Source organism: Streptomyces daliensis (assembly GCF_054782395.1).
Window position 1 is genome coordinate 128,821 of the sequence record NZ_BAAGSO010000119.1, and the last position, 20,329, is coordinate 149,149.

Genomic DNA, 20,329 nt, shown 5'->3' on the forward strand with positions numbered 1-20,329 from the left:
ATTGGAGCGGACCCGGAGGTTGGCCACCGGGTGGGAGGGGACGTGGTGGGGTGTCCCCGCAAGTGGTGGCGACGAGTATGTACAGGCAGCCGAAAAGCCGACCCGCACTTGTCGCCGCCCGAGGAGACACCCCGGCACGGCACCGACCCCCACCAGCAGGCAGCCGAAAAACCGACCCGCACTTGTCGCCGCCCGAGGAGACACCCCGGCACGGCACCGACCCCCACCACACACCAACCCCACAACCACCGGCACAAACCAACAACCACGCGGCGCCAGCCGCGAACTACCGGTCCATACGCCGCGCCGAAGCCACCGGCCCGCACCCGAAGAACGGCGCCAAGCCACCCCCCTGCGTGCAACGGCACAAAAATCAGCGCGGGACCCTACGGCACCCACCACACCGGCCAACCGTCCCGCGCAACACCCCCGACGAAGGGGGCTCGCCCGAAAGACCCCCCACACAACCCATTGACGCGGCTCGCGCGCGCTCAATAGATTCACGCCAGCATTTCGAACGTGTGACGAAATATCGAACATCGTAAGGGGTCAACTGCCGTGCGCATCACCGGAATCAGTACCCACGTCGTCGGGACACCATGGCGCAACCTGACCTACGTACAGGTGCACACGGACGAGGGGCTCACGGGGGTGGGCGAGACCCGGATGCTCGGGCACACCGACGCGTTGGTGGGCTATCTGCGGGAGGCCGAGGCCAACCACATCGCCGGGTCCGACCCGTTCGCGGTCGAGGACCTGGTGCGCCGCATGAAGTACGGCGACTACGGCCGCGCGGGCGAGATCGTGATGTCCGGCATCGCGTGCGTGGAGATGGCCTGCTGGGACATCAAGGGCAAGGCACTGGGCGTGCCGGTCTGGCAGCTTCTCGGCGGCAAGGTGACCGACAAGGTCAAGGCGTACGCGAACGGCTGGTACACCACTGAGCGCACGCCGGACGCCTACCACAAGGCCGCCACCGCCGTGGTGGAGCGCGGTTACCGCGCGCTGAAGATCGACCCCTTCGGTACAGGACACTTCGAGCTGGACCACGAGGAGACCGCCTACGCGGTGTCCCTGATCGAGGCCGTAAGGGACGCGATAGGCCCCGGTACCGAGCTGATGCTGGAGATGCACGGGCGCTTCAGCCCGTCGACCGCCGTGCGGCTCGCCAAGGAGATGGCGCCGTTCCGCCCGGCCTGGCTGGAGGAGCCGGTGCCGCCGGAGAACCTCAAGGCGCTGGCCAAGGTCGCCGAGAAGGTGGACCTGCCGGTGGCCACCGGCGAACGTATCCACGACCGCATCGAGTTCCGCGAGCTGTTCGAGTCGCAGGCGGCCGACATCATCCAGCCCGACGTCGGCCACATCGGCGGCATTCTGGAGACCCGCAAGCTGGCCGCGACGGCCGAGACCCACTACACGCTGATCGCCCCGCACAACGTCGGCGGCCCGGTCCTCACGGCCGCATCGCTCCAGGTCGCGGGCTGTACGCCCAATTTCAAGATCCTGGAGCACTTCAACGACTTCGCCGACGCGGAGATCAAGAAGGTCGTCAAGGGAGCCCCGCAGGTCGTCGACGGCTACTTCGAACTGTCCGATGCCCCGGGTCTCGGGGTCGAACTGGATACCGAAGCGGCGGCAGAATTCCCCCAGCAGCAGGCCCGGTTCGATCTGTGGGCCGAGGGCTGGGAGAAACGGGACCCCAAGGGCGGCGAGCGGTGAGGGAAACGGCGCTCGGGCCCGTACGGTCCTTCGGACCGGCGGGCCAGGAGGCCCGCCCGGCGAAGGGAGCACCGGTGGAGACGACTTCGGCCGACGCGCACGACCCCGACGCACACGAACCCGGCACGCCACCCCCGGGCGGCGCACGCGCTCTCGTCATCGACAAGCCGGGCACCCACCGGCTGGTGAGCGGGCCACGCCCCTCCCCCGGGCCCGGTGAGGTGCGGATCGCCGTCCACGCGGCGGGCATCTGCGCCAGCGACCGCGAGGTGTACGACGGCACCAGGGCGGCGGGCTATGTCCGCTACCCCGTCACCCCCGGGCACGAGTGGGCCGGGACCGTGGACGCGGTCGGCGAGGGTGTGGACCCGGCGCTCGTCGGGCGCAAGACCGTCGCGGAGGGCTTCCGTGCCTGTCTGCGCTGCGGGCGTTGCCGCGAGGGCGAGACGAGCCTGTGCGAGAGCGGCTACGACGAGACCGGCTTCACCCGCCCCGGCGCCTTCGCCGACGCGCTGGTGATCCCGGCCCGGCTGCTGCACCCGCTGTCCGACGACGCCGATCTGAGCGCGGCGGCCCTGCTGGAGCCGGCGGCCGTGGTCGCCGCAGCGGTGCTCGCGGGCGGGCCGCTGCCCGGCGACCGCGTGGCGGTGGTGGGCGCGGGGACGCTGGGGCTGCTGGCGGTGCAGATGCTGGCCGCGTACTCGCCGGGCGAACTGGTCGCCGTCGACCCACGGGTGCGGCGGGCCGAGCAGGGGCTCGGCATGGGCGCGACGCGCGCGGTGACCCCCACGGAGGCGGCCGGTGAGGCGGGGCGCTACGACCTCGTCGTGGAGACAGCGGGCGCGCCCAGCACCGCGGACGACGCGTGTCTGCTGGCGCGGCGCGGCGGACGGGTCGTGCTCACGGGGATGTTCGAGCCGGGCGCCCGGGGCATCGATCCCGTGCATCTCGCCGTCAGCCAGCTCACGGTGCGCTCGGTCTTCGGCGCCCCGTCGTCGGCCTGGTCGCACGCCGTGCGGGCCTTCGACGCGGGGGTCATCGACCCGGCTCCGCTGATCACGCACGAGCTGCCGCTGACCCGGTTCGCCGAGGCGATCGGGCTGGTGGGCAGCGGGGATCCCGGCGTCGGGAAGGTCCTGCTGCGGCCCTGACGGACCACGGCGCCCCGGGCCTCGCCTGGTTCCGGGACCTCCGGTTCCGGGCCCCTCCTCCCGGACCCGGGGCGCCGCCCGTCCGCACCGCCTCGTTCCGGCCCCGCAGCGGCGGGACCGGAACCGGAACGGAACCCTCAACCGAATAGCGTCCGAAGTACCGAACAGTCATGATGCGCGGCCCTTCCGGGTGCCGCGCCTCCGAACAACCTCTCAGGAGCACTGTGACCACCGCCCCCTCCGGCCCCCGTCAGCCCGGCGCCGCCGCGCTCGCCGCACTCGGCGTCGCCGCGCCCGGGCCCGAGCCCGCCGACGCCTCCCCGCACGCCTTCCCCGACGGCGGCACCTGGCGCACCGAGATCCCGTCCTGCGAGGGCCCGGAGGCGCTGGCCACCGTGCTCAAGGAGGCGGCCTCCCTCGATGTGCCGGTCCACCGCATCAGCCAGGGCAGCGGCGTGTGGATGCTGACCGACGCCGAGATCTCCGAGATGGTCGACGCCTGCGCGCAGCGCGACATCGAGCTGTGCCTGTTCACGGGCCCGCGCGGCACCTGGGACATCGGCGCGGCGACCCGCAGCGACTCGCGCGGCGGCGGCCTGCGCGCCCGTGGGCACGACGCCGTCGCGGGCTGCGTCGAGGACGCGCTGCGCGCCACGGAACTCGGCGTGCGCTGCCTGCTGGTGGCCGACGAGGGCGTGCTGTGGACGCTGCACCAGATGCGCGAGCGGGGCCTGCTGCCCGCCGACACCACGCTGAAGGTGTCGGCGCTGATCGGCCCCGTCAACCCGACCGCGTTCAGCGTCCACGAGGGCCTGGGCGCCGACTCCATCAACATCCCCTCGGACCTGACGCTCCAGCACCTCACGGAGATCCGCCGGGTCAGCAGGGCACCGATGGACTTCTATCTGGAGGCGCCCGACGACCTCGGCGGCTACGTGCGGATGTACGAGGCGGCCGAGCTGATCCGGCGCGGCGCCCCCATCTACCTCAAGTTCGGCCTCAGCAAGGCCCCCGGCATCTACCCCTACGGCGCCCACCTGCGCGACGTCACCCTCGACACGGCCCGCGAACGCGTGCGCAGGGGCAGGCTCGCGCTCGATCTGCTGGCCAGGCTCGGCGCCGACGGCGGGATGTCGCCGCTGGGTTCGCGGCTCCCTGGCGAGCTGCGGCGCTTCCCGCTCCCCGAGAGGAACTGACGACATGGGCACCCGCACACGTACCACCCCAGGACGCTCCCGCGCCCGCACCGGCACCCGTACTCGTACCCGGTCCCGCACGGCCCCGGTCGCCGCCGTCGCCGTTGCAGGGCTGCTCGTCGCGTCGCTCGCGGCCTGCGGCCAGGAGGCGAAGGGCGGCAGCCGCTACAAGTCGGAGAAGACGGGCAAGGGCGGCACCATCGGCCTGGCCATGCCCACCAAGTCCTCCGAGCGGTGGATAGCCGACGGCAAGAACATGGCCAAGCAGTTCCAGGCGGCCGGCTACAAGGCCGACCTCCAGTACGGCGACGACAAGGTGGAGAACCAGGTCGCACAGCTGGAGAACATGATCGCCAAGGGCCACCGGCTCCTGGTCGTCGCCGCCATCGACGGCTCCGCGCTGACGGACGTGCTCCGCCGCGCCAAGGAGGCGGACATCCCCGTCATCTCCTACGACCGCCTCATCCTCGGCACGCCCAACATCGACTACTACGCGTCCTTCGACAACGAGCGCGTCGGCGAGCTGCAAGGGCAGTACATCGTCGACAAGCTCAAGCTGGACGAGGAGTCGAACAAGGACGAGGAGTTCAACGTCGAGCTGTTCGCCGGGTCGCCCGACGACAACAACACCAAGTTCTTCTGGGACGGCGCGATGAAGGTGCTGCGCCCGTACATGAAGAAGGGGCAGCTCAACGTCCTCAGCAAGCAGACGAAGATGAACCAGACGACGACCCTGCGCTGGGACGGCGGCACCGCGCAGAAGCGGATGGACGACCTGCTCAGCAAGAACTACGGCTCCGAGGACGTGGACGCGGTCCTCTCGCCGTACGACGGGATCTCCATCGGCGTCATCTCGGCCCTCAAGAGCGCGGGCTACGGCTCGGGCGACAAGCCGTTCCCCGTCGTCACCGGGCAGGACGCGGAGCTGGCCTCCATCAAGTCGATCCTCAAGGACCAGCAGACGCAGACCGTCTACAAGGACACCCGCAAGCTGGCCAAGCAGGCCGTCGCGATGGGCGACGCCGTGCTGACCGGCAAGAAGCCCGAGGTCAACGACACCAAGACCTACGACAACGGCAAGAAGATCGTGCCCGCCTACCTCCTCAAGCCCGTCAGCATCGACAAGACCAACACCGACCGTCTCGTGGAGGACGGCTACTACAAGGCGGGGCAGCTCAAGTGAGGCGGCCCGTACTGGAGATGCGCGGCATCACCAAGACGTTCCCCGGGGTCAAGGCGCTCTCTGACGTCAACCTGACCGTCGGGAAGGGCGAGATCCACGCCGTCTGCGGGGAGAACGGCGCGGGCAAGTCCACGCTGATGAAGGTCCTCAGCGGGGTGCACCCGCACGGGACGTACGAGGGCGAGATCCTCTTCGAGGGGAAGCCCGTCGCCTTCAAGGACATCCGGGCCAGCGAGCGGCACGGCATCGTCATCATCCACCAGGAGCTGGCCCTCGTCCCCTACCTGTCCATCGCGGAGAACATCTTCCTGGGCAACGAGCACGCCACCCGCGGTGTCATCAGCTGGAACGAGACCCTCCGGCACGCCGACAAGCTGCTGAAGCGGATCGGGCTGCCCGAGAAGCCGCAGACGCGCGTCGCGGACATCGGCGTGGGCAAGCAGCAGCTGGTCGAGATCGCCAAGGCGCTCTCGAAGGAGGTGAAGCTGCTCATCCTCGACGAGCCGACGGCGGCGCTCAACGACGAGGACAGCCGCAAGCTCCTCGACCTCATCCTGGAGCTGCGCGCGCAGGGCATCTCCTGCATCGTCATCTCGCACAAGCTCAACGAGATCCGGCAGGTGGCCGACTCCGTCACCATCCTGCGCGACGGGCGGACCATCGAGACCCTGACGGTGCGCGAGACCGAGGAAGCGGCGGCCGAGGTCTCCGAGGACCGCATCATCCGCGGCATGGTGGGCCGCGATCTGGACCACCGCTTCCCCGAGCGCACCCGCTACGAGGGCGAGGACGCCGGGCGCACGGCGCTGTCCGTCTCGGGCTGGACGGTGCACCACCCCATCGACCACCAGCGCAAGGTCGTGGACGACGTGTCCCTGGAGGTGCGGCGCGGGGAGATCGTGGGCATCGCGGGGCTGATGGGCGCGGGCCGCACCGAGCTGGCGATGAGCGTCTTCGGGCGCAGCTACGGCCAGTACGCGGGCGGCACGGTGCACGTCGACGGGCGCGAGGTTTCGACCCGTACGGTGCCGGAGGCGGTGGCGCACGGCATCGCGTACGTCACCGAGGACCGCAAGACCTACGGCCTCAACCTCATCGACGACATCAACCGCAACATCTCGCTCGCCTCCCTGCGCGGGCTCACCCGGCGCGGCGTGGTGGACGACCACGAGGAGCGGCGGGTCTCCGAGCGCTACCGGCGCTCGATGAACATCAAGGCGCCCACCGTCCACGAGCAGGTCCAGCGGCTGAGCGGCGGCAACCAGCAGAAGGTCGTCCTCAGCAAGTGGATCCACGCCGATCCCGAGGTACTGATCCTGGACGAGCCGACGCGGGGCATCGACGTCGGCGCGAAGTTCGAGATCTACACGGTCGTCGACCAGCTCGCCGCGCAGGGCAAGGCGATCGTCTTCATCTCCTCCGAGCTGCCGGAGCTGCTGGGGATGTGCGACCGCGTCTACACGATGGCGGCGGGACGGCTCACGGGCGAGGTCTCCCGCGAGGACGCCTCGCAGGAAGTGCTGATGCGCCTGATGACCAAGGACAAGCCGGAACCGGGCACGACGAGCGACAAGAGCTGAGGCCGACCCATGACGACCGTGACCTCCGAGAAGCCGGAGCAGACGCCCGGGGGCCCGAACCCCGGCGGCGGGGACAACAGAGAGAGCGCGGGTTCGCTGCTGCTGCGGACCGTGCGGAACAACATGCGCCAGTACGGCATGCTCGTCGCGCTCGCGCTCATCGTCGTGCTGTTCCAGATATGGACCGACGGCGCGCTGCTGCTGCCGAACAACGTCTCCAACATCGTCCAGCAGAACAGCTACATCCTGATCCTCGCCATGGGCATGATGATCGTCATCATCGCCGGGCACATCGACCTGTCCGTCGGCTCGCTGGCCGCCTTCGTGGGCGCCGCTGCCGCCGTGATGATGGTCAAGCACGACATGCCGTGGGTGCTGGCCCTGGTGGTCTCGCTGCTGATCGGTGCGGCGGCCGGTGCCTGGCAGGGGTTCTGGATCGCGTACGTCGGCATCCCGTCCTTCATCGTGACGCTGGCGGGCATGCTGCTCTTCCGGGGTGCGACGCAGATCCTGCTGGAGGGCCAGTCCGTCGCGCCCTTCCCCAAGAGCTTCCAGGACATCGCCCAGGGCTTCATCCCGGAGATGGGCCCGTACACGCAGTACCACAACCCGACGCTGCTGATCGGCCTCGTCGTGATCGCCTTCGTCCTCTTCCAGGAGTGGCGCGACCGGCGGCGGCAGCTCGCCTACGAGCTGGACGTGCTGCCGTTCAAGCTGTGGCTCCTCAAGTGCGCGGCGATCGTCGCGGCCGTGGTGGCCTTCACGCTCACCCTGGCCAGCTACCACGGCGTCCCCGTCGTGCTGCTGATCATGTGCGCGCTGCTGATCGGCATGGGCTTCGTGATGCGCAACGCGGTCATCGGCCGCCATGTGTACGCGCTGGGCGGCAACAAGGCGGCGGCCAAGCTGTCGGGCGTGCGGGACAAGCGGGTCACCTTCCTTGTCTTCGTCAACATGGGCGTACTGGCGGCCCTCGCGGGCTGTGTGTACGCGGCACGGCTGAACGCGGGCACGCCGCAGGCGGGCATCAACTTCGAGCTGGAGGCCATCGCGGCGGCGTTCATCGGCGGCGCCTCGATGAGCGGCGGCGTCGGCACGGTGCTCGGCGCGGTCATCGGCGGGCTCGTCCTCGGCGTGCTGAACAACGGCATGTCGCTGGTCGGCATCGGCACGGACTACCAGCAGGTCATCAAGGGGCTGGTGCTGCTGGCGGCGGTGGGCTTCGACGTCTGGAACAAGCGGAAGGTCGGTTCCTGACGGCCGCTTCCTGACCGAGCCCGGAGGGGGTGCGGCCCGGGGGCCCGGGCCGCACCCCCCTCGCAGCGAAGCAGCGAAGTGAAGTAGCGAAACCTTGGTCGGACCCCGTGCCAACACGCGCCGGACGCGAAAGAGTTGGCTCACCCACTTCCGAACAGAAGGGCGCTCTATCCACCATGACCACAAGAAGACGCACAGTTCTGGCAGCCGCGGGCGCCGCGGCTGCGGCGGGCGCGACGGGCGCCGCCGGTACGGCACACGCGGCGCCTCGGCGCGGCGCCGAGGGGCAGGGGAACGGTCCGGTGAACGCGGCGAAGGCGAAGGAGCACTTCGGCACCCTTGAGGACGGCACCGAGGTACACCGCTGGACCATCGAGAACGGCGGCACCCGGCTGCGCGTCATCAGCTTCGGCGGCGCCGTCCAGTCGCTGGAGATACCGGACCGCCACGGCCGCCGCGCCAACATCTCCCTCGGGTTCGACAACCTGGAGGGGTACGTCAAGGACACCTCCCACTTCGGCGCCCTCATCGGCCGGTACGGCAACCGCATCGCCAAGGGCCGCTTCACCCTCGACGGGAAGACGTACCAGCTCCCGCTGAACGACGGCCCGAACAGCCTGCACGGCGGCGACAAGGGCTTCGACCGCAGGGTGTGGGACGTCGAGCCGTTCGAGAAGGGCTCGGACGTCGGGCTGACGCTGCGCTACACCAGCGCCGACGGCGAGATGGGCTACCCGGGCAAGCTGAAGGTGCGCGTCGACTACACGCTCGCCTCCGGCGGCGAGTTCCGCATCGACTACGAGGCCGTCACCGACAAGGCCACCGTCGTCAACCTCACCAACCACACCTACTTCAACCTCGCCGGAGAGGGCAGCGGCGACGTCTACGGCCACAGGCTGGAGCTGGACGCCTCCCGCTACACGCCCGTCGACTCCACCCTCATCCCCACGGGCGAGCTGGCGAAGGTCGCCCGCACGCCCTTCGACTTCCGCCGCGCCAAGGCCATCGGGCAGGACATCCGCGTCCCGCACGAGCAAGTGCTGTTCGGCAAGGGCATCGACCACAACTTCGTGCTGGACAAGGGCATCACGCCCCGTCCCGAGCGCTTCGTGACCGTGACCGAGCCCACCTCGGGCCGCGTGATGCGCATCGCCACCACCGAGCCTGGGGTGCAGTTCTACACGGGCAACTTCCTGGACGGCTCGGCCGTCGGCACCTCCGGCGCGGTCTACCGCCAGGGCGACGGCTTCTGCCTGGAGACCCAGCACTTCCCCGACTCCCCCAACCAGCCCGGCTTCCCCTCCACGGTGCTGCGTCCGGGCGAGACGTACCGCAGCAGCACGCTGCACTACTTCGGCATCCGCTGAGCCGGATCCGGCCACCCGCGACGGGCCGCCCGCCCCCACGGCGGGCGGCCCGTCGCCGCGTGTCAGCCCAGCCGGATCACGTTCCAGGACAGCGGCTCCAGGCTCGCCCGCAGCACCCCGTCCCGCAGCTCGGTGCCCTCGCGGGCGTGCGGGGTGACGCGCTCGGGCTCCGCGAGGGTGTTGCGGGCCTCCGGGTCGGCGTCGGCGAGGGCCGTGTGCTCCAGTACACGGGTGAGCCCCAGCCCGTGCAGCGCCGCCTCCAGGGGGAGTTCGGCGTGCTGGTCGCGGTTGACGGCGAAGACGGTGACCTCGCCGCTCGCCTCGTCCCGTACGGCCGTGACCTGCAGCAGCGGCACCTCCCCGTACCGCTCCGTCGGGTACGTCGGCGAGTCGGCCCGCACCTCGAGCACCGTGCCGCGCCCGTGCCTGGACGCCTGCGCGAAGGGGAAGAAGGTGGTCTGCCGCCAGGCCGGGCCGCCGGGCTCGGTCATGATCGGCGCGATGACGTTGACGAGCTGCGCGAGGCAGGCGACGGTGACCCGGTCCGCGTGCCGCAGCAGGGCGATGAGCAGCGAGCCGAACACGACCGCGTCGGTGACGGTGTAGACGTCCTCCAGCAGCCTCGGCGCCTCCTGCCAGTCCTCGACGGGGTGGGGGTTGGGCCGGGACTGGTACCACACGTTCCACTCGTCGAAGGAGAGGTTGATCCGCTTCTTCGACTTGAGCCGGGCGCCGACGTGGTCGCAGGTGGCGATGACGTTCTCGATGAAGGACTCGGTGTCCACGGCCGAGGCGAGGAAGGAGCCCCGGTCGCCGTCCTTCTCCTCGTAGTAGGCGTGCAGCGAGATGAAGTCCACGTGCTCGTAGCACTCGGCGAGGACCTCGGCCTCCCAGGCGGCGAAGGTCTCCATGGCCTGGTTCGAGCTGCCGCAGGCGACCAGCTCCAGATCCGGGTCGATCTGCCGCATGGCCCGCGCGGTCTCGGCCGCGACGCGCCCGTACTCGGCGGCCGTCTTGTGCCCCGTCTGCCAGGGCCCGTCCATCTCGTTGCCCAGGCACCACAGGCGGATGTTGTACGGGTCCTTGTCGCCGTGCGCTATCCGGCGGTCGGACAGCTCGGTTCCCGAGGGGTGGTTGGCGTACTCCTGGAGCTGGATGGCCTCCGCCACCCCCCGGGTGCCGAGGTTGACGGCCAGCATCGGTTCGCCGGACACCTTGCGCACGAAGTCGGTGAACTCGGCGAGCCCGAAGCGGTTGCTCTCCGTCGAGCGCCAGGCCAGATCGAGACGGCGCGGGCGCTCCTCCCGCGGTCCCACGCTGTCCTCCCATCGGTAGCCCGAGACGAAGTTGCCGCCCGGATAGCGCAGGGTGGTGACCCCCAGCTCCCGCACCAGCTCCAGGACGTCGGTGCGCAGTCCTTCGGCGTCGGCCGTGGGGTGGCCGGGCTCGTAGACGCCCGTGTACACACAGCGGCCCAGGTGCTCGACGAACGACCCGAACAGGCGCGGGTCCACGTCGCCGACGGTGAACGCGGGGTCGAGGGTGAAGCGTGCGGTGGCGCTCATGGGGTCCCTTCGGTGCGGGGTGTGCGGGGGTACGTGGGGTGTGCGGGAGGAGCGTGATCCGGCGAGACAGGGAGGGCTCAGTAGACGGTGGGCCAGCCTCCGGACCAGCTCATGAGGTTGACGCCCAGCTTCGGCGCGCCGTTGTCGTTGCCGTCGTAGTAGTGGTAGACGAGCAGGTCACCGTCCGAGTCGTGGAGGACGTCCTGGCCGCCGGGGCCGATGATCCTGTCGTGCGTCTCCAGCACGGGCGTGCCGCCGCCGGACGTCAGCGCCTTGCCCGAGCGGTCGGTGAAGGGCCCCGTGGGCTTGGTGGAGCGGCCGACGCGGATGCTGTACGTGCTGGACGTGCCCGCGCAGCACTTCCCGTAGGAGCTGAACAGGTAGTAGTAGCCGCCGTTCTTGACCATGGTGGGACCCTCGATGCCGCCACTGGCCGAGGCGACGCCCGCCATCGAGGAGTTGAGGCGCTTGCCCGTGGCCGGGTTCAGCTCCATGACCTTGATGCCCGTCCACCAGGAGCCGAACGTCATCCACCAGCGGCCGTCGCTGTCCACGAGGAGGTCGGGGTCGATGGCGTTGTGGTCGCTGCTCGTGCTCGTCGAGTAGACGATGCCCTTGTCGGAGAAGCTGCCGGGCGCCCCGGTGGAGCTGGTGGCCAGCCCGATGGCGGACTTGTTGGAGCCGAAGCTGGAGACGGCGTAGTACATGTAGTAGGTGCTGCCGACCTTGGTGATGTCGGGCGCCCAGGGGCTCCGCTCGGGCGAGTAGGCGCCCCACCAGCTCAGCGGCTGCGAGAAGGCGGAGCCCGCGTTCTTGAAGGCGGTGCGGTCGGGGGAGGTGCGCGCGTCGAGACGGTTGTTGGAGCCGTAGAGCACATAGCCGCTGCCCACCTTGGCCATGGACGGGTCGTGGATGCCGATGTCGCCCGTCACCACGCCGGGGCCCGGGTAGGCGGCCGACGCTGTGCCGGGGACGAGGGCGATGACGGTGCCCAGGACGGCGGCTGCCAGCGGGGCGCCGACGAGCGTGGCGCGTCTGCGGCGGCGGGAGCGGCCGGAGGGACCTGAGGGGTTCGAGGTGCGTCGTCGTGCGCTGAGGGTTCGCATGGGGTGCACTCCTTCGTGCGGACGGGGTTCCTCGCTTGGTGGTTCCTCGCTAGGTCGCCGCCGCGCGGCCCGGAGTTGCCGCGTCGCGGTGACCCGGTGATGACTACCGGCCCGGCGGCTACTGGCCCGCGAGGCCCGTGTGCGCGACCCCGCGGACGATCTGGCGCTGGAAGAGGGCGAACACGACGAGCAGCGGCAGGCCCGCGATCACCAGCGAGGCCATGACCTGCGAGTAGCGGACGCCGTAGCTGGACTGCACGTTGACGAGTCCGACGGGGAGCGTCATGCCGTTCGGGTCGGTGGTCACCAGGAACGGCCAGAGGAAGTTGTTCCACGTCTGGATGAAGGTGAAGATCGCGACGGCGGCCAGGATGGGCCTGGACAGCGGCATCACGATCGTCCAGAAGACCCGCCAGCGCCCGGCACCGTCGCAGAACGCGGCCTCCTCCAGCTCGCGCGGCACGCCCTCGAAGAACTTGACGAGGATGAAGACCATCGCGGGCACGGCCACCTGCGGCAGGATCACGCCCCAGTACGTGTCCACCAGGCCGAGCGCCAGCATCTCCGCGAAGAGCGGCGCCATCAGCACCTGCGGCGGCACCATGATCCCGGCCAGTACCAGCCCGTACAGCACCCGCCGGCCGCGGAACTCGGTGCGCGAGAAGCCGTAAGCGGCCATCGAGCACAGCAGTACGGTCAGCACGGTCGTCATCGCGGAGACGTAGAAGGTGTTGAACATCCACTGCGGCAGGTCACCGGCCTCCCACACCTTCTGGTACGCCTCGAAGGTGACCGTCGAGCCGATCCACTGGAGCGGGGTCTTCACCTCCTCGCCCGCGGGCTTCAGCGAGGTGGCCACCCCGTAGGCGAGCGGCAGCACCCACGCGACGGCCAGCACCACCGCCACGCACAGCATGGCGAGGCGGCCCGGGGTCCAGCGGGCGCGCCTGCCCCGCTCGGCGAGCCGTGTCGTCCGGCGCTCGGCGAGAAGTGTCATGCGGCGTTCTCCTCACGGGACCTGCGGGCAAGGCGGAGCTGGATCAGCGAGACGAGCACGATCAGGGCGAAGAAGATGTACGAGACGGCCGAGGCGTAGCCGATCCGGTAGCCCGTGAAGCCCTGCTGGAAGACGTACTGGAGGATCGGGCGGGTGGAGTCGTCGGGGCCGCCCTGGGTCATGATGTAGACCTGATCGAAGATCTTGAGCGAGGCGAGCAGCTGGAGGATGACGACGACGCCCGTCGTGCGGCGCAGCATCGGCAGCGTGATGTGCCAGAGCTGCTGCCTGCCGGTGGCCCCGTCCAGGTCGGCGGCCTCGTAGAGGTGCTGCGGGATGGCCTGGAGCGCGGCGAGGTAGAGCAGGAAGTTGAAGCCGACGGTCCACCAGACGGTGGTCAGCACGATGGAGAGCATCGCGTAGCGCGCGTCCGTCAGCCAGCCGATGCCGGGGTGCAGCCCGGCCGAGGCGAGGAGCTGGTCGGCGAAGCCGAAGTCGGACGGGTAGATGATCCACAGCCACAGCAGTCCGACGACGCCCGAGGGCAGCAGGAAGGGCGCGAACCAGCTCAGCCGCCACAGCCAGCTCACCACCCGCAGATGGTGCGCCAGCAGCGCGAGGACCATGCCCATCACGACCAGCGGCACGGTGGACAGCACCGTGAACCAGACCGTGTTCCACAGCGAGGACCACACGTCGGGGTCGGCGAGGGCCTCGGCGTAGTTGTCGAGGCCGACGAACGAGCCGCCGGTGCCGGTGATGTTGTCGTCGCTGAAGCTCATCTTCACGCCGAGCAGCAGCGGCCAGACCAGGAAGAGCCCGTAGACGAGGAGGAAGGGCGCGGTGAAGGTGAGACCGTGCTCGGTCCAGCGGCGGCGTATCCCCTGGGGGCGTGCGGCGGCGGGGGGCCGCCCGGGGCCGCCCGGCACCGGGTCGGGGAGTCCGTCCGGCATCGCCGCGGTGGGCGTGGGAGCGGTCATGCAGTCTCACCTCCGCGGGAGCGGCCTGCGCCGGGGGCGCCGAGCGGGCTGGGGGTGTCGAGGAGTTCGCGCAGCCGGGACTTCGCCTCGTCCAGCGCCTCGCGCGGGGTACGGGAGCCAGTCAGCACGCCGGAGAAGACGGCGCCCAGCGCCAGCCACATGGAAGAGGCGGAGCCCGCGAACCAGGCGGGCGGGTCGAGCGCGACGTCCTCGATCACGGAGCGGTAGGCGGACTGCGGCTCCAGCTTCAGATAGGCCGGTTCCTTCAGCGTCGGCAGATACGCGGGCACGTGCCCGCCCTTGGCCCAGTCGGTGCTGTGCCGCATCATCCAGCCGACGAAGGCGTGCGCGGCCTCGTTCGGCGGGCCGCCCCTGTCCTTCTGGTGGGGCAGCACGAACGCGTGCGCGTCGGCCTGCACGGTGGGGCGGCCGAAGAGGTTGGGGACGCGAGTCATGGAGAAGGGCAGCTTGCTCTCGGTGAAGGTGGTGACCTCCCACTCGCCGTTGAGGTAGAAGCCGGTCTCCCCCGCGTTGAAGACGGCGACCCCGCCGTTGTAGTCGACGCGCCGCACGGCCAGGCCCTCGTGGGTGAGGGTGCGCATGAACTCCAGTGCCCGGAGCGCCTTCTCGTCGTCGATGGTCATGCGGGTGCCGGTGGGGTCGAGGAGGGTGCCGCCGGTCTGCGAGTAGAAGGTGGCGAAGATCCGCCAGGGGCCGACGACATCGGGCCCGAGGGTCTCGGTGACCAGCGCGGGCCGCTTGGTGACCTTGGTGATCGCGCGCAGCGCCTCGGTGAACTCCTCGGTGCCGCGCAGGGTCTTCAGCTTGCCTGAGCCGTCGAGCAGCCCGGCCTTCTCGCAGATCTTGGTGTTGTAGAACAGGACGATCGGGTGGGTGTCGAGCGGTACGGCGTACTGCTTGCCGTCCACGGCGCCCCGGCGCCAGATCTGCTCGGGGAAGTTCCCCGGTTCGACGCCGTGTTCGGCGAGCAGGTCCAGGTCGAAGGGGTCGAGGAGACGGCCTGGCCCGAACCCGGGGAGCCGCGCGAGATGCAGCGCCGCGACCTCGGGCGCCCGCCCGCCCGCGCCCGCCATGCCGAGCTTCGTGTAGTAGGGGGCGCCCCACTGGAGCTGGGCGACCTCCAGGTCGAATTCGGGGTGCTCCTTGCGGAAGACGTCGAGCATGGCGCTCATGTTGACGCCGTCGCCACCGCCGAAGAGGTGCCAGTAGCGAAGCTGGGTCTTCCCTGCGGCGACGGAGGCGGGCGCGGCGCAGCCCGCCGTGCCCAGGGCCCCGGCGGCCCCGAAGGCGCCGAGCCCGGCGAGTCCCGCGGCCTTGGCTGCGGTTCCGAGCAGACGCCGACGGCTGGGCGCCTGACGGGGAGTTGAAGTCATGCGGCTCTTCCCCGGAGTGGTGGACAGGTCTCGGTGGTGCGGGGTGCTGCGGGGTGCTGCGGCGTGCGGATGTTGCGGTGCGCGCGGGGTGTGGCGGCGTGCAAGGTGTCGCGGCGTGCGGGCATGCGGGGGTACGCGATCAGAGATACGGTGCGTTCGATATCCCGTACGTCGATCGGTTTTCCGAACGGGAACGTAGAATCGAAGCGCTCCTACGTCAATGCTTTGCGCAGAAACGGGGTCGCGAGGGCGTCAGAGGGAAGGCGGCCGGGCCCAGTTGAGGGTCGCCATGCTCATCGCCGGGCCCGCAGGTGGCGGGTGACGAGCCCCGCCACGCACAGCGTGGTGACCGCCCCGAAGACGAGGTGGATCTGTGTGGAGGCGGCGGCGAACGAGGCCACCATGTTGCCGACGGTGCTGACGACGAGCACCAGCCACAGTGCCGCCCGGACGACGCCGCCCCCGGTGACACTGTCGCGCGGTGCGCTCGGGCCGGCCGGGCGCGGGTTCTGGGCTCCGCCGTCGAGGCGGTGGGGGTCCGTGCTGGTCATCGCTGTCCCTCTCCTGAGTCCCGAATCGTCGGGTCCTGCTCTGGTCCTGCTGGTCCTGCTGTCGTGCCGCCAAAACTACGGACCGGGACCCGGCCGGCCGAGCCCGCCAGCCGCCCGACTGGGGGTACAGCAGGCGGTACCTCTACGCTCCTCCTCTACGGCGAACCGGCCGCCCCGAAGGGGCTGTCGGTGACAGGTACGGAGAGGGGAGCGGGTGCGGATGCCGCCATCCATCCGGGCCGCCACGGTCCGGGCCACCCTGGTCCGGGCGGCGGGCGCGGCCGTCGCCGCGCTCGGGGAACTCGTCGGCGGACTCCGTACGGCATTCCTCGCGCTCCTCGTCCTCGTCTGGGTGGCCGTGACCGCCGTGACGTCCCTGGTGGGCGTCGGACTGCTCATGGCTCCAGTCGTGTTGCGCGCGCTGCACGCGCTCGCCGGACGCGAACGCCGACGGCTCGGCCGCCGGGGCCCCGAGGTCATCGGCCCTGACCCGGCGCCCAACCGGCTGCGGCTCGCGCTCGTCGACCCGACCACCCGGCGCGAGCTGCGCTGGCTGGTCCGCCACGCCTCGCTGGGTCTCCTCCTCGGCCTGTGCGGCGCGCTGCTCCCGGTGCTGGCCGTGCGCGACGTGGCCTTCCCGCTGTACTGGCGCCTGCTGCCGGAGGGCTCGACCAGTACCTCCCTCGGCATCGGGGTCGCCGAGACCTGGGCCGACGCGCTCGCCGCCGCCCTCGTCGGGCTCGGCTGGACCGCCATCATCCTGGGCCTCACCTCCGGCATGGCACGGCTCCAGGCGCGGCCGGGGCGCACCCTCCTCGCGGCCAGGCCCGGCACGGACCTGTTGCTGCGCGTCGCGGAGCTGACCGCCACCCGGGCTGCTGCCCTGGACGCCCACGCCACCGAGCTGCGGCGCATCGAACGCTCGCTGCACGACGGCACCCAGAACCGGCTCGTCACGGTCACCGTGCTGCTCGGCGCCGCGCGCCGTATGGTGGCCCGCGACCCGGCGGGCGCCGAGGAACTCCTCGAACGGGCCCAGAGCGCCGCCGAGCAGGCCCTGTCAGAACTGCGTTCGGTCGCCCGGGGCATCCTGCCGCCCGTGCTGGCCGACCGTGGGCTGGCCGGGGCGCTCACCGGGCTCGCGGCGAGCTGCCCGGTGCCCTGCCGGATCGACGTCGAGGTGCCCGAGCGGTGCGCGGCCTCCGTGGAGGCGACCGCCTACTTCGTGGTGGCCGAGGCCCTGACGAACATCGCCAAGCACAGCGGTGCACGGCAGGCGTCGGTCACGGTCCGCGGCCGGGGCGACCGGCTGCACCTGGACGTCACCGACGACGGCCGGGGCGGTGCCGACGAAGAGGGCGGCTCCGGGCTCGCCGGCATCCGCAACCGGATCGCCGCCCACGACGGCGCTCTCGAACTGGCCAGCCCGCCCGGCGGCCCGACGACTCTCAAGGTGGAACTGCCATGCGGATTGTGATCGCCGAGGACGACCCGCTGCTGCGGGAGGGGCTCGCGTTGCTGCTGCGCGCCGAGGGCATCGACGTGGTGGCCACGGCCGGTAGCGTCGACGGCGTTCTCGACGCCATCGACACCCACAAGCCGGATGTCGCCATCCTCGATGTGCGGATGCCGCCGACGCACACCGACGAGGGGATCGTCGCGGCGGTCGAGGCCCGGCGGCGACGGCCCGATCTGGCGGTCCTCGTCCTGTCGGCGTACGTCGAGCAGTCCTTCGCCACCGATCTGCTCTCGGGCGGCATCACCGGGCTCGGCTATCTGCTCAAGGAGCGGGTCGGGCGGGTCGAGGAGTTCCTGGACGCGCTGGGCCGGGTCGCGGACGGCGGCACGGCCATCGACCCGGAGGTGGTCGCGCAGCTCTTCACCCGCAGCCGCCAGGACACCCGCCTGGAGCAGCTCAGCCCGCGTGAGCGCGACGTGCTCGGACTCATGGCGGAGGGCCTGGGCAACAGCGCCATCGCGAAACGGCTCGTGGTCACCGAGGGCGCCGTCCACAAGCACATCCGCAGCATCTTCGCCAAGCTCGGCCTGTCGCCCGCCGACCAGGTGGACCGGCGGGTCGCGGCGGTCCTGCGTTACCTCGACGACGCGCGACGCCGCTCCTGACGCCCCGTCACGCTACGGCTCCGCTGACTCTTCCGCCCGCGCCTCGCGGGTAGTGCCTGCACTACCCGCAGGTGGGCAGCAGTTGGGTTGGTGACGCACTCCGCGTACACGGGAATCTGGAGGCATGAAGCGACGTACGGCAGTGCTCATTCCCTCGGTCCTCTGCTCCCTCGGCGCGCTGGCGCTCACCACGCCTGCCATCGGGTCCACCACACACACTTCGTCGGCCACCGTCTCGCGGGCATCGGCCTCGCGGCAGCACCACGGGAGTGTGGTCGACGCCATAGACCGCAGCGCCCACACACTCAGGACCACACGGCCCACGGGTTCTCTGCGGGACCTGGACGCGCTCGGCCGCATGATCAAGGACGCCGACGTGGTGGGACTGGGCGAAGCCACCCACGGTTCACAGGACTTCTTCCGTATGAAGCACCGCGTCTTCCGCTACCTGGTGGAGAAGAAGGGCTTCCGGACCTTCTCACTGGAACTGCCCTGGAGCAGCGGCGTGCGGCTCAACGAGTACGTGGTGGACGGGAAGGGCGATCTCGACGAGATAGTCCGGGAGGAGTTCCAGGGCACCTACCGGAGCTGGAACAACCAGGACTACCGCGACCTCCTCACCTGGATGCGCGACTACAACCGCCACCACCCCGACGACCCGGTGCGGTTCATGGGCAACGACATGGGCTACGCCGGCCCGGAACTGTACGGGCGCGTCACCGACTATGTGTCCCGCAGATACCCGCGGCTGCTCGAACAGGTCACCGAGCTCTACCGCGGTCTGGCCCCGACCACCGACGCCGCCACCTACAGCGAGGCATACCTCAAGCTGCCGCTCGACGAACGCCAGGAGCGGGCCGAACGGACCAGGAAGGTCTACGACCTCCTGCGCACACAGCCCTCCGGCAACGGTGACGGACAGGAGCACCTGTGGATGGTGCAGCACGCCCTGGCGATCCACCAGATGGCCAGGGGCATGTCCTTCGACCTCGATGATGACGCCGAGATCGCGAAGATGATGAAGCTCCGCGACCAGGTGATGGCCGACAACGTGCGATGGTGGCACCAGCACACCGCGGACCGGATGCTGTTGTCGGCCCACAACACCCATGTGTCCTACGACTCGTTCGACGCGCGCTACCCCAAGACCCAGGGTTCCTTCCTCCACGACGCACTGGGCAGCGAGTACGTCAGCGTCGGCTTCAGTTTCTACGAGGGCGCCTTCAAGGCGTTCGGCACCGACGACAACGTGATGCGCACCTACCGCGTGCCCGGAGCCCCGCAGGGCTCCAACGAAGAGACCCTGGACAGGTCCCGCCGGGAGGACTACATCCTGGACATGCGCACAGCCCCCAAGGCGGCGCGCGCGTGGCTGGACGAGGAACGCGCCACGTGGAACATAGGCGCCGGGTGGCCCGACCCTGTGCGGTACACGGCCGCGCCCGGCCGGGCCCACGACATCCTCATCCACCTCCACGACATCGAAGCCACCACCTACTTGGGCACTCCCTGACCTCCCGCCCGCTCCAAAGGGCCGACGCGTAAAGGGCCACCCCGGCCGGATGGCGGGGTGGCCCTTCGGGACGTGAGGCGGAGGGTCAGGCGACGTCGAGGGTGACCTCGATGTTGCCGCGGGTGGCGTTGGAGTACGGGCAGACCTGGTGCGCCTGCTCGACCAGTTCCTTGGCCTTGGCCGCGTCCACGTTCGGGATGTTCGCCTCAATGGCCACCTTGAGACCGAACCCGCCCTCGGGGGTGCTGCCGATGCTGACCTTGGCCGTCACCGTCGAGCCGGAGATGTCCGTCTTCTCCTTGCGCGCGACGACACCGAGCGCGCCCTGGAAGCAGGCGCTGTACCCGGCGGCGAAGAGCTGCTCGGGGTTGGTGCCCGCACCGCTGCCGCCCATCTCCTTGGGCGGGTTGACCACGACATCGAGCTGTCCGTCATCGGTGGAGACGCGGCCGTCGCGGCCGTTCTCCGCCGTGGCGACAGCGGTGTACTTGACGTCGATGGACTGGATGGACATGAATCCTCCTGTTGGATGGCGTGACCAGGGGCCTCGCGCCCACGACTCCACTGGCCGCTGCCGAGCCTAGCCGCCCCTCGGCACTCGCCCGGGGGCCGCCCCTCGCGGACGAGCCGGAGAGGCGGACCCGTG

General features: G+C 70.4%; 17 protein-coding genes. 10 read left to right on the forward strand and 7 right to left on the reverse strand.

Annotation, left to right across the window (positions count from 1 at the left end; genetic code table 11):
- The first annotated feature begins 558 nt into the window (after positions 1 to 558).
- The 7 genes from ACYVOO_RS34035 to ACYVOO_RS34065 all read left to right on the forward strand — a co-directional run bounded on the left by ACYVOO_RS34035 (position 559) and on the right by ACYVOO_RS34065 (position 9,453).
- The gene (locus ACYVOO_RS34035; protein ID WP_461019576.1) at positions 559 to 1,719 is read left to right on the forward strand and encodes a mandelate racemase/muconate lactonizing enzyme family protein; all 1,161 of its coding nucleotides are present in this window, start codon (positions 559 to 561) and stop codon (positions 1,717 to 1,719) included.
- Positions 1,720 to 1,877: 158 nt separating this feature from the next.
- On the forward strand, positions 1,878 to 2,870 hold the full coding sequence (locus tag ACYVOO_RS34040; protein WP_453350382.1) for a zinc-dependent alcohol dehydrogenase: 993 nt from the start codon (positions 1,878 to 1,880) through the stop codon (positions 2,868 to 2,870).
- Between the two features lie 173 nt (positions 2,871 to 3,043).
- Entirely contained in the window at positions 3,044 to 4,066 is a 1,023-nt protein-coding gene (locus tag ACYVOO_RS34045) for a hypothetical protein (protein WP_461019660.1), read from the forward strand.
- 4 nt (positions 4,067 to 4,070) lie between these two features.
- On the forward strand, positions 4,071 to 5,249 hold the full coding sequence (gene chvE, locus ACYVOO_RS34050; RefSeq protein WP_461019577.1) for a multiple monosaccharide ABC transporter substrate-binding protein: 1,179 nt from the start codon (positions 4,071 to 4,073) through the stop codon (positions 5,247 to 5,249).
- A gap of 17 nt (positions 5,250 to 5,266) precedes the next feature.
- Positions 5,267 to 6,829, forward strand: a complete 1,563-nt coding sequence (mmsA, locus tag ACYVOO_RS34055; protein WP_461019661.1) for a multiple monosaccharide ABC transporter ATP-binding protein — start codon at positions 5,267 to 5,269, stop codon at positions 6,827 to 6,829.
- A gap of 9 nt (positions 6,830 to 6,838) precedes the next feature.
- Complete coding sequence (gene mmsB / locus ACYVOO_RS34060) at positions 6,839 to 8,086, forward strand: multiple monosaccharide ABC transporter permease (protein WP_461019578.1); 1,248 nt, start codon at positions 6,839 to 6,841, stop codon at positions 8,084 to 8,086.
- Between the two features lie 176 nt (positions 8,087 to 8,262).
- Entirely contained in the window at positions 8,263 to 9,453 is a 1,191-nt protein-coding gene (locus ACYVOO_RS34065; protein WP_461019579.1) for an aldose epimerase family protein, read from the forward strand.
- 62 nt (positions 9,454 to 9,515) lie between these two features.
- On the opposite strand, the gene arfA is transcribed toward ACYVOO_RS34065, so the two are convergent.
- The 6 genes from arfA to ACYVOO_RS34095 form a co-directional block, all read right to left on the reverse strand.
- Positions 9,516 to 11,018 carry an arabinosylfuranosidase ArfA gene (gene arfA / locus ACYVOO_RS34070; RefSeq protein WP_461019580.1) on the reverse strand — a complete coding sequence of 501 codons (1,503 nt, stop codon included), beginning with the start codon at positions 11,016 to 11,018 and terminating at the stop codon, positions 9,516 to 9,518.
- A 77-nt stretch (positions 11,019 to 11,095) separates the two neighbouring features.
- Positions 11,096 to 12,124, reverse strand: coding sequence for an arabinan endo-1,5-alpha-L-arabinosidase (locus ACYVOO_RS34075; RefSeq protein ID WP_461019581.1), 1,029 nt, complete (start codon positions 12,122 to 12,124; stop codon positions 11,096 to 11,098).
- 118 nt (positions 12,125 to 12,242) lie between these two features.
- Positions 12,243 to 13,121, reverse strand: a complete 879-nt coding sequence (locus ACYVOO_RS34080; protein ID WP_461019582.1) for a carbohydrate ABC transporter permease — start codon at positions 13,119 to 13,121, stop codon at positions 12,243 to 12,245.
- Positions 13,118 to 14,101 carry a carbohydrate ABC transporter permease gene (locus tag ACYVOO_RS34085; protein ID WP_461019583.1) on the reverse strand — a complete coding sequence of 328 codons (984 nt, stop codon included), beginning with the start codon at positions 14,099 to 14,101 and terminating at the stop codon, positions 13,118 to 13,120. The genes ACYVOO_RS34080 and ACYVOO_RS34085 overlap by 4 nt, the downstream gene beginning before the upstream one ends.
- Entirely contained in the window at positions 14,098 to 15,495 is a 1,398-nt protein-coding gene (locus tag ACYVOO_RS34090; RefSeq protein WP_461019584.1) for an extracellular solute-binding protein, read from the reverse strand. The genes ACYVOO_RS34085 and ACYVOO_RS34090 overlap by 4 nt, the downstream gene beginning before the upstream one ends.
- Before the next feature lie 293 nt (positions 15,496 to 15,788).
- Positions 15,789 to 16,046 carry a hypothetical protein gene (locus tag ACYVOO_RS34095; protein WP_461019585.1) on the reverse strand — a complete coding sequence of 86 codons (258 nt, stop codon included), beginning with the start codon at positions 16,044 to 16,046 and terminating at the stop codon, positions 15,789 to 15,791.
- Positions 16,047 to 16,266: 220 nt separating this feature from the next.
- Here ACYVOO_RS34095 and ACYVOO_RS34100 point away from each other — a divergent pair, with 220 nt between their 5' ends.
- The 3 genes from ACYVOO_RS34100 (at position 16,267) to ACYVOO_RS34110 (ending at position 19,683) form a co-directional block, all read left to right on the forward strand.
- Positions 16,267 to 17,523, forward strand: coding sequence for a sensor histidine kinase (locus tag ACYVOO_RS34100; protein WP_461019586.1), 1,257 nt, complete (start codon positions 16,267 to 16,269; stop codon positions 17,521 to 17,523).
- Positions 17,511 to 18,170: a response regulator gene (locus ACYVOO_RS34105; protein WP_461019587.1), complete on the forward strand. Its 660-nt coding sequence runs from the start codon at positions 17,511 to 17,513 to the stop codon at positions 18,168 to 18,170. Before ACYVOO_RS34100 ends, ACYVOO_RS34105 begins: the two co-directional genes overlap by 13 nt.
- Positions 18,171 to 18,294: 124 nt before the next feature.
- Positions 18,295 to 19,683: an erythromycin esterase family protein gene (locus ACYVOO_RS34110; RefSeq protein WP_461019588.1), complete on the forward strand. Its 1,389-nt coding sequence runs from the start codon at positions 18,295 to 18,297 to the stop codon at positions 19,681 to 19,683.
- Between the two features lie 85 nt (positions 19,684 to 19,768).
- Here the strand turns inward: ACYVOO_RS34110 and ACYVOO_RS34115 are convergent, their stop codons facing one another.
- Positions 19,769 to 20,197, reverse strand: a complete 429-nt coding sequence (locus tag ACYVOO_RS34115) for an organic hydroperoxide resistance protein (protein WP_461019589.1) — start codon at positions 20,195 to 20,197, stop codon at positions 19,769 to 19,771.
- Positions 20,198 to 20,329 lie beyond the last annotated feature (132 nt).

Excerpts from the sequence above, each read along its gene's own strand:
- ACYVOO_RS34045 (WP_461019660.1), top strand. The coding sequence starts at position 3,044 with ATGCGCGGCCCTTCCGGGTGCCGCGCCTCCGAACAACCTCTCAGGAGC.
- chvE (WP_461019577.1), top strand. The coding sequence starts at position 4,071 with ATGGGCACCCGCACACGTACCACCCCAGGACGCTCCCGCGCCCGCACC.
- mmsA (WP_461019661.1), top strand. The coding sequence starts at position 5,267 with ATGCGCGGCATCACCAAGACGTTCCCCGGGGTCAAGGCGCTCTCTGAC.
- mmsB (WP_461019578.1), top strand. The coding sequence starts at position 6,839 with ATGACGACCGTGACCTCCGAGAAGCCGGAGCAGACGCCCGGGGGCCCG.
- ACYVOO_RS34065 (WP_461019579.1), top strand. The coding sequence starts at position 8,263 with ATGACCACAAGAAGACGCACAGTTCTGGCAGCCGCGGGCGCCGCGGCT.
- arfA (WP_461019580.1), bottom strand. The coding sequence starts at position 11,018 with ATGAGCGCCACCGCACGCTTCACCCTCGACCCCGCGTTCACCGTCGGC.
- ACYVOO_RS34075 (WP_461019581.1), bottom strand. The coding sequence starts at position 12,124 with ATGCGAACCCTCAGCGCACGACGACGCACCTCGAACCCCTCAGGTCCC.
- ACYVOO_RS34080 (WP_461019582.1), bottom strand. The coding sequence starts at position 13,121 with ATGACACTTCTCGCCGAGCGCCGGACGACACGGCTCGCCGAGCGGGGC.
- ACYVOO_RS34085 (WP_461019583.1), bottom strand. The coding sequence starts at position 14,101 with ATGACCGCTCCCACGCCCACCGCGGCGATGCCGGACGGACTCCCCGAC.
- ACYVOO_RS34090 (WP_461019584.1), bottom strand. The coding sequence starts at position 15,495 with ATGACTTCAACTCCCCGTCAGGCGCCCAGCCGTCGGCGTCTGCTCGGA.
- ACYVOO_RS34095 (WP_461019585.1), bottom strand. The coding sequence starts at position 16,046 with ATGACCAGCACGGACCCCCACCGCCTCGACGGCGGAGCCCAGAACCCG.
- ACYVOO_RS34100 (WP_461019586.1), top strand. The coding sequence starts at position 16,267 with ATGCCGCCATCCATCCGGGCCGCCACGGTCCGGGCCACCCTGGTCCGG.
- ACYVOO_RS34105 (WP_461019587.1), top strand. The coding sequence starts at position 17,511 with ATGCGGATTGTGATCGCCGAGGACGACCCGCTGCTGCGGGAGGGGCTC.
- ACYVOO_RS34110 (WP_461019588.1), top strand. The coding sequence starts at position 18,295 with ATGAAGCGACGTACGGCAGTGCTCATTCCCTCGGTCCTCTGCTCCCTC.
- ACYVOO_RS34115 (WP_461019589.1), bottom strand. The coding sequence starts at position 20,197 with ATGTCCATCCAGTCCATCGACGTCAAGTACACCGCTGTCGCCACGGCG.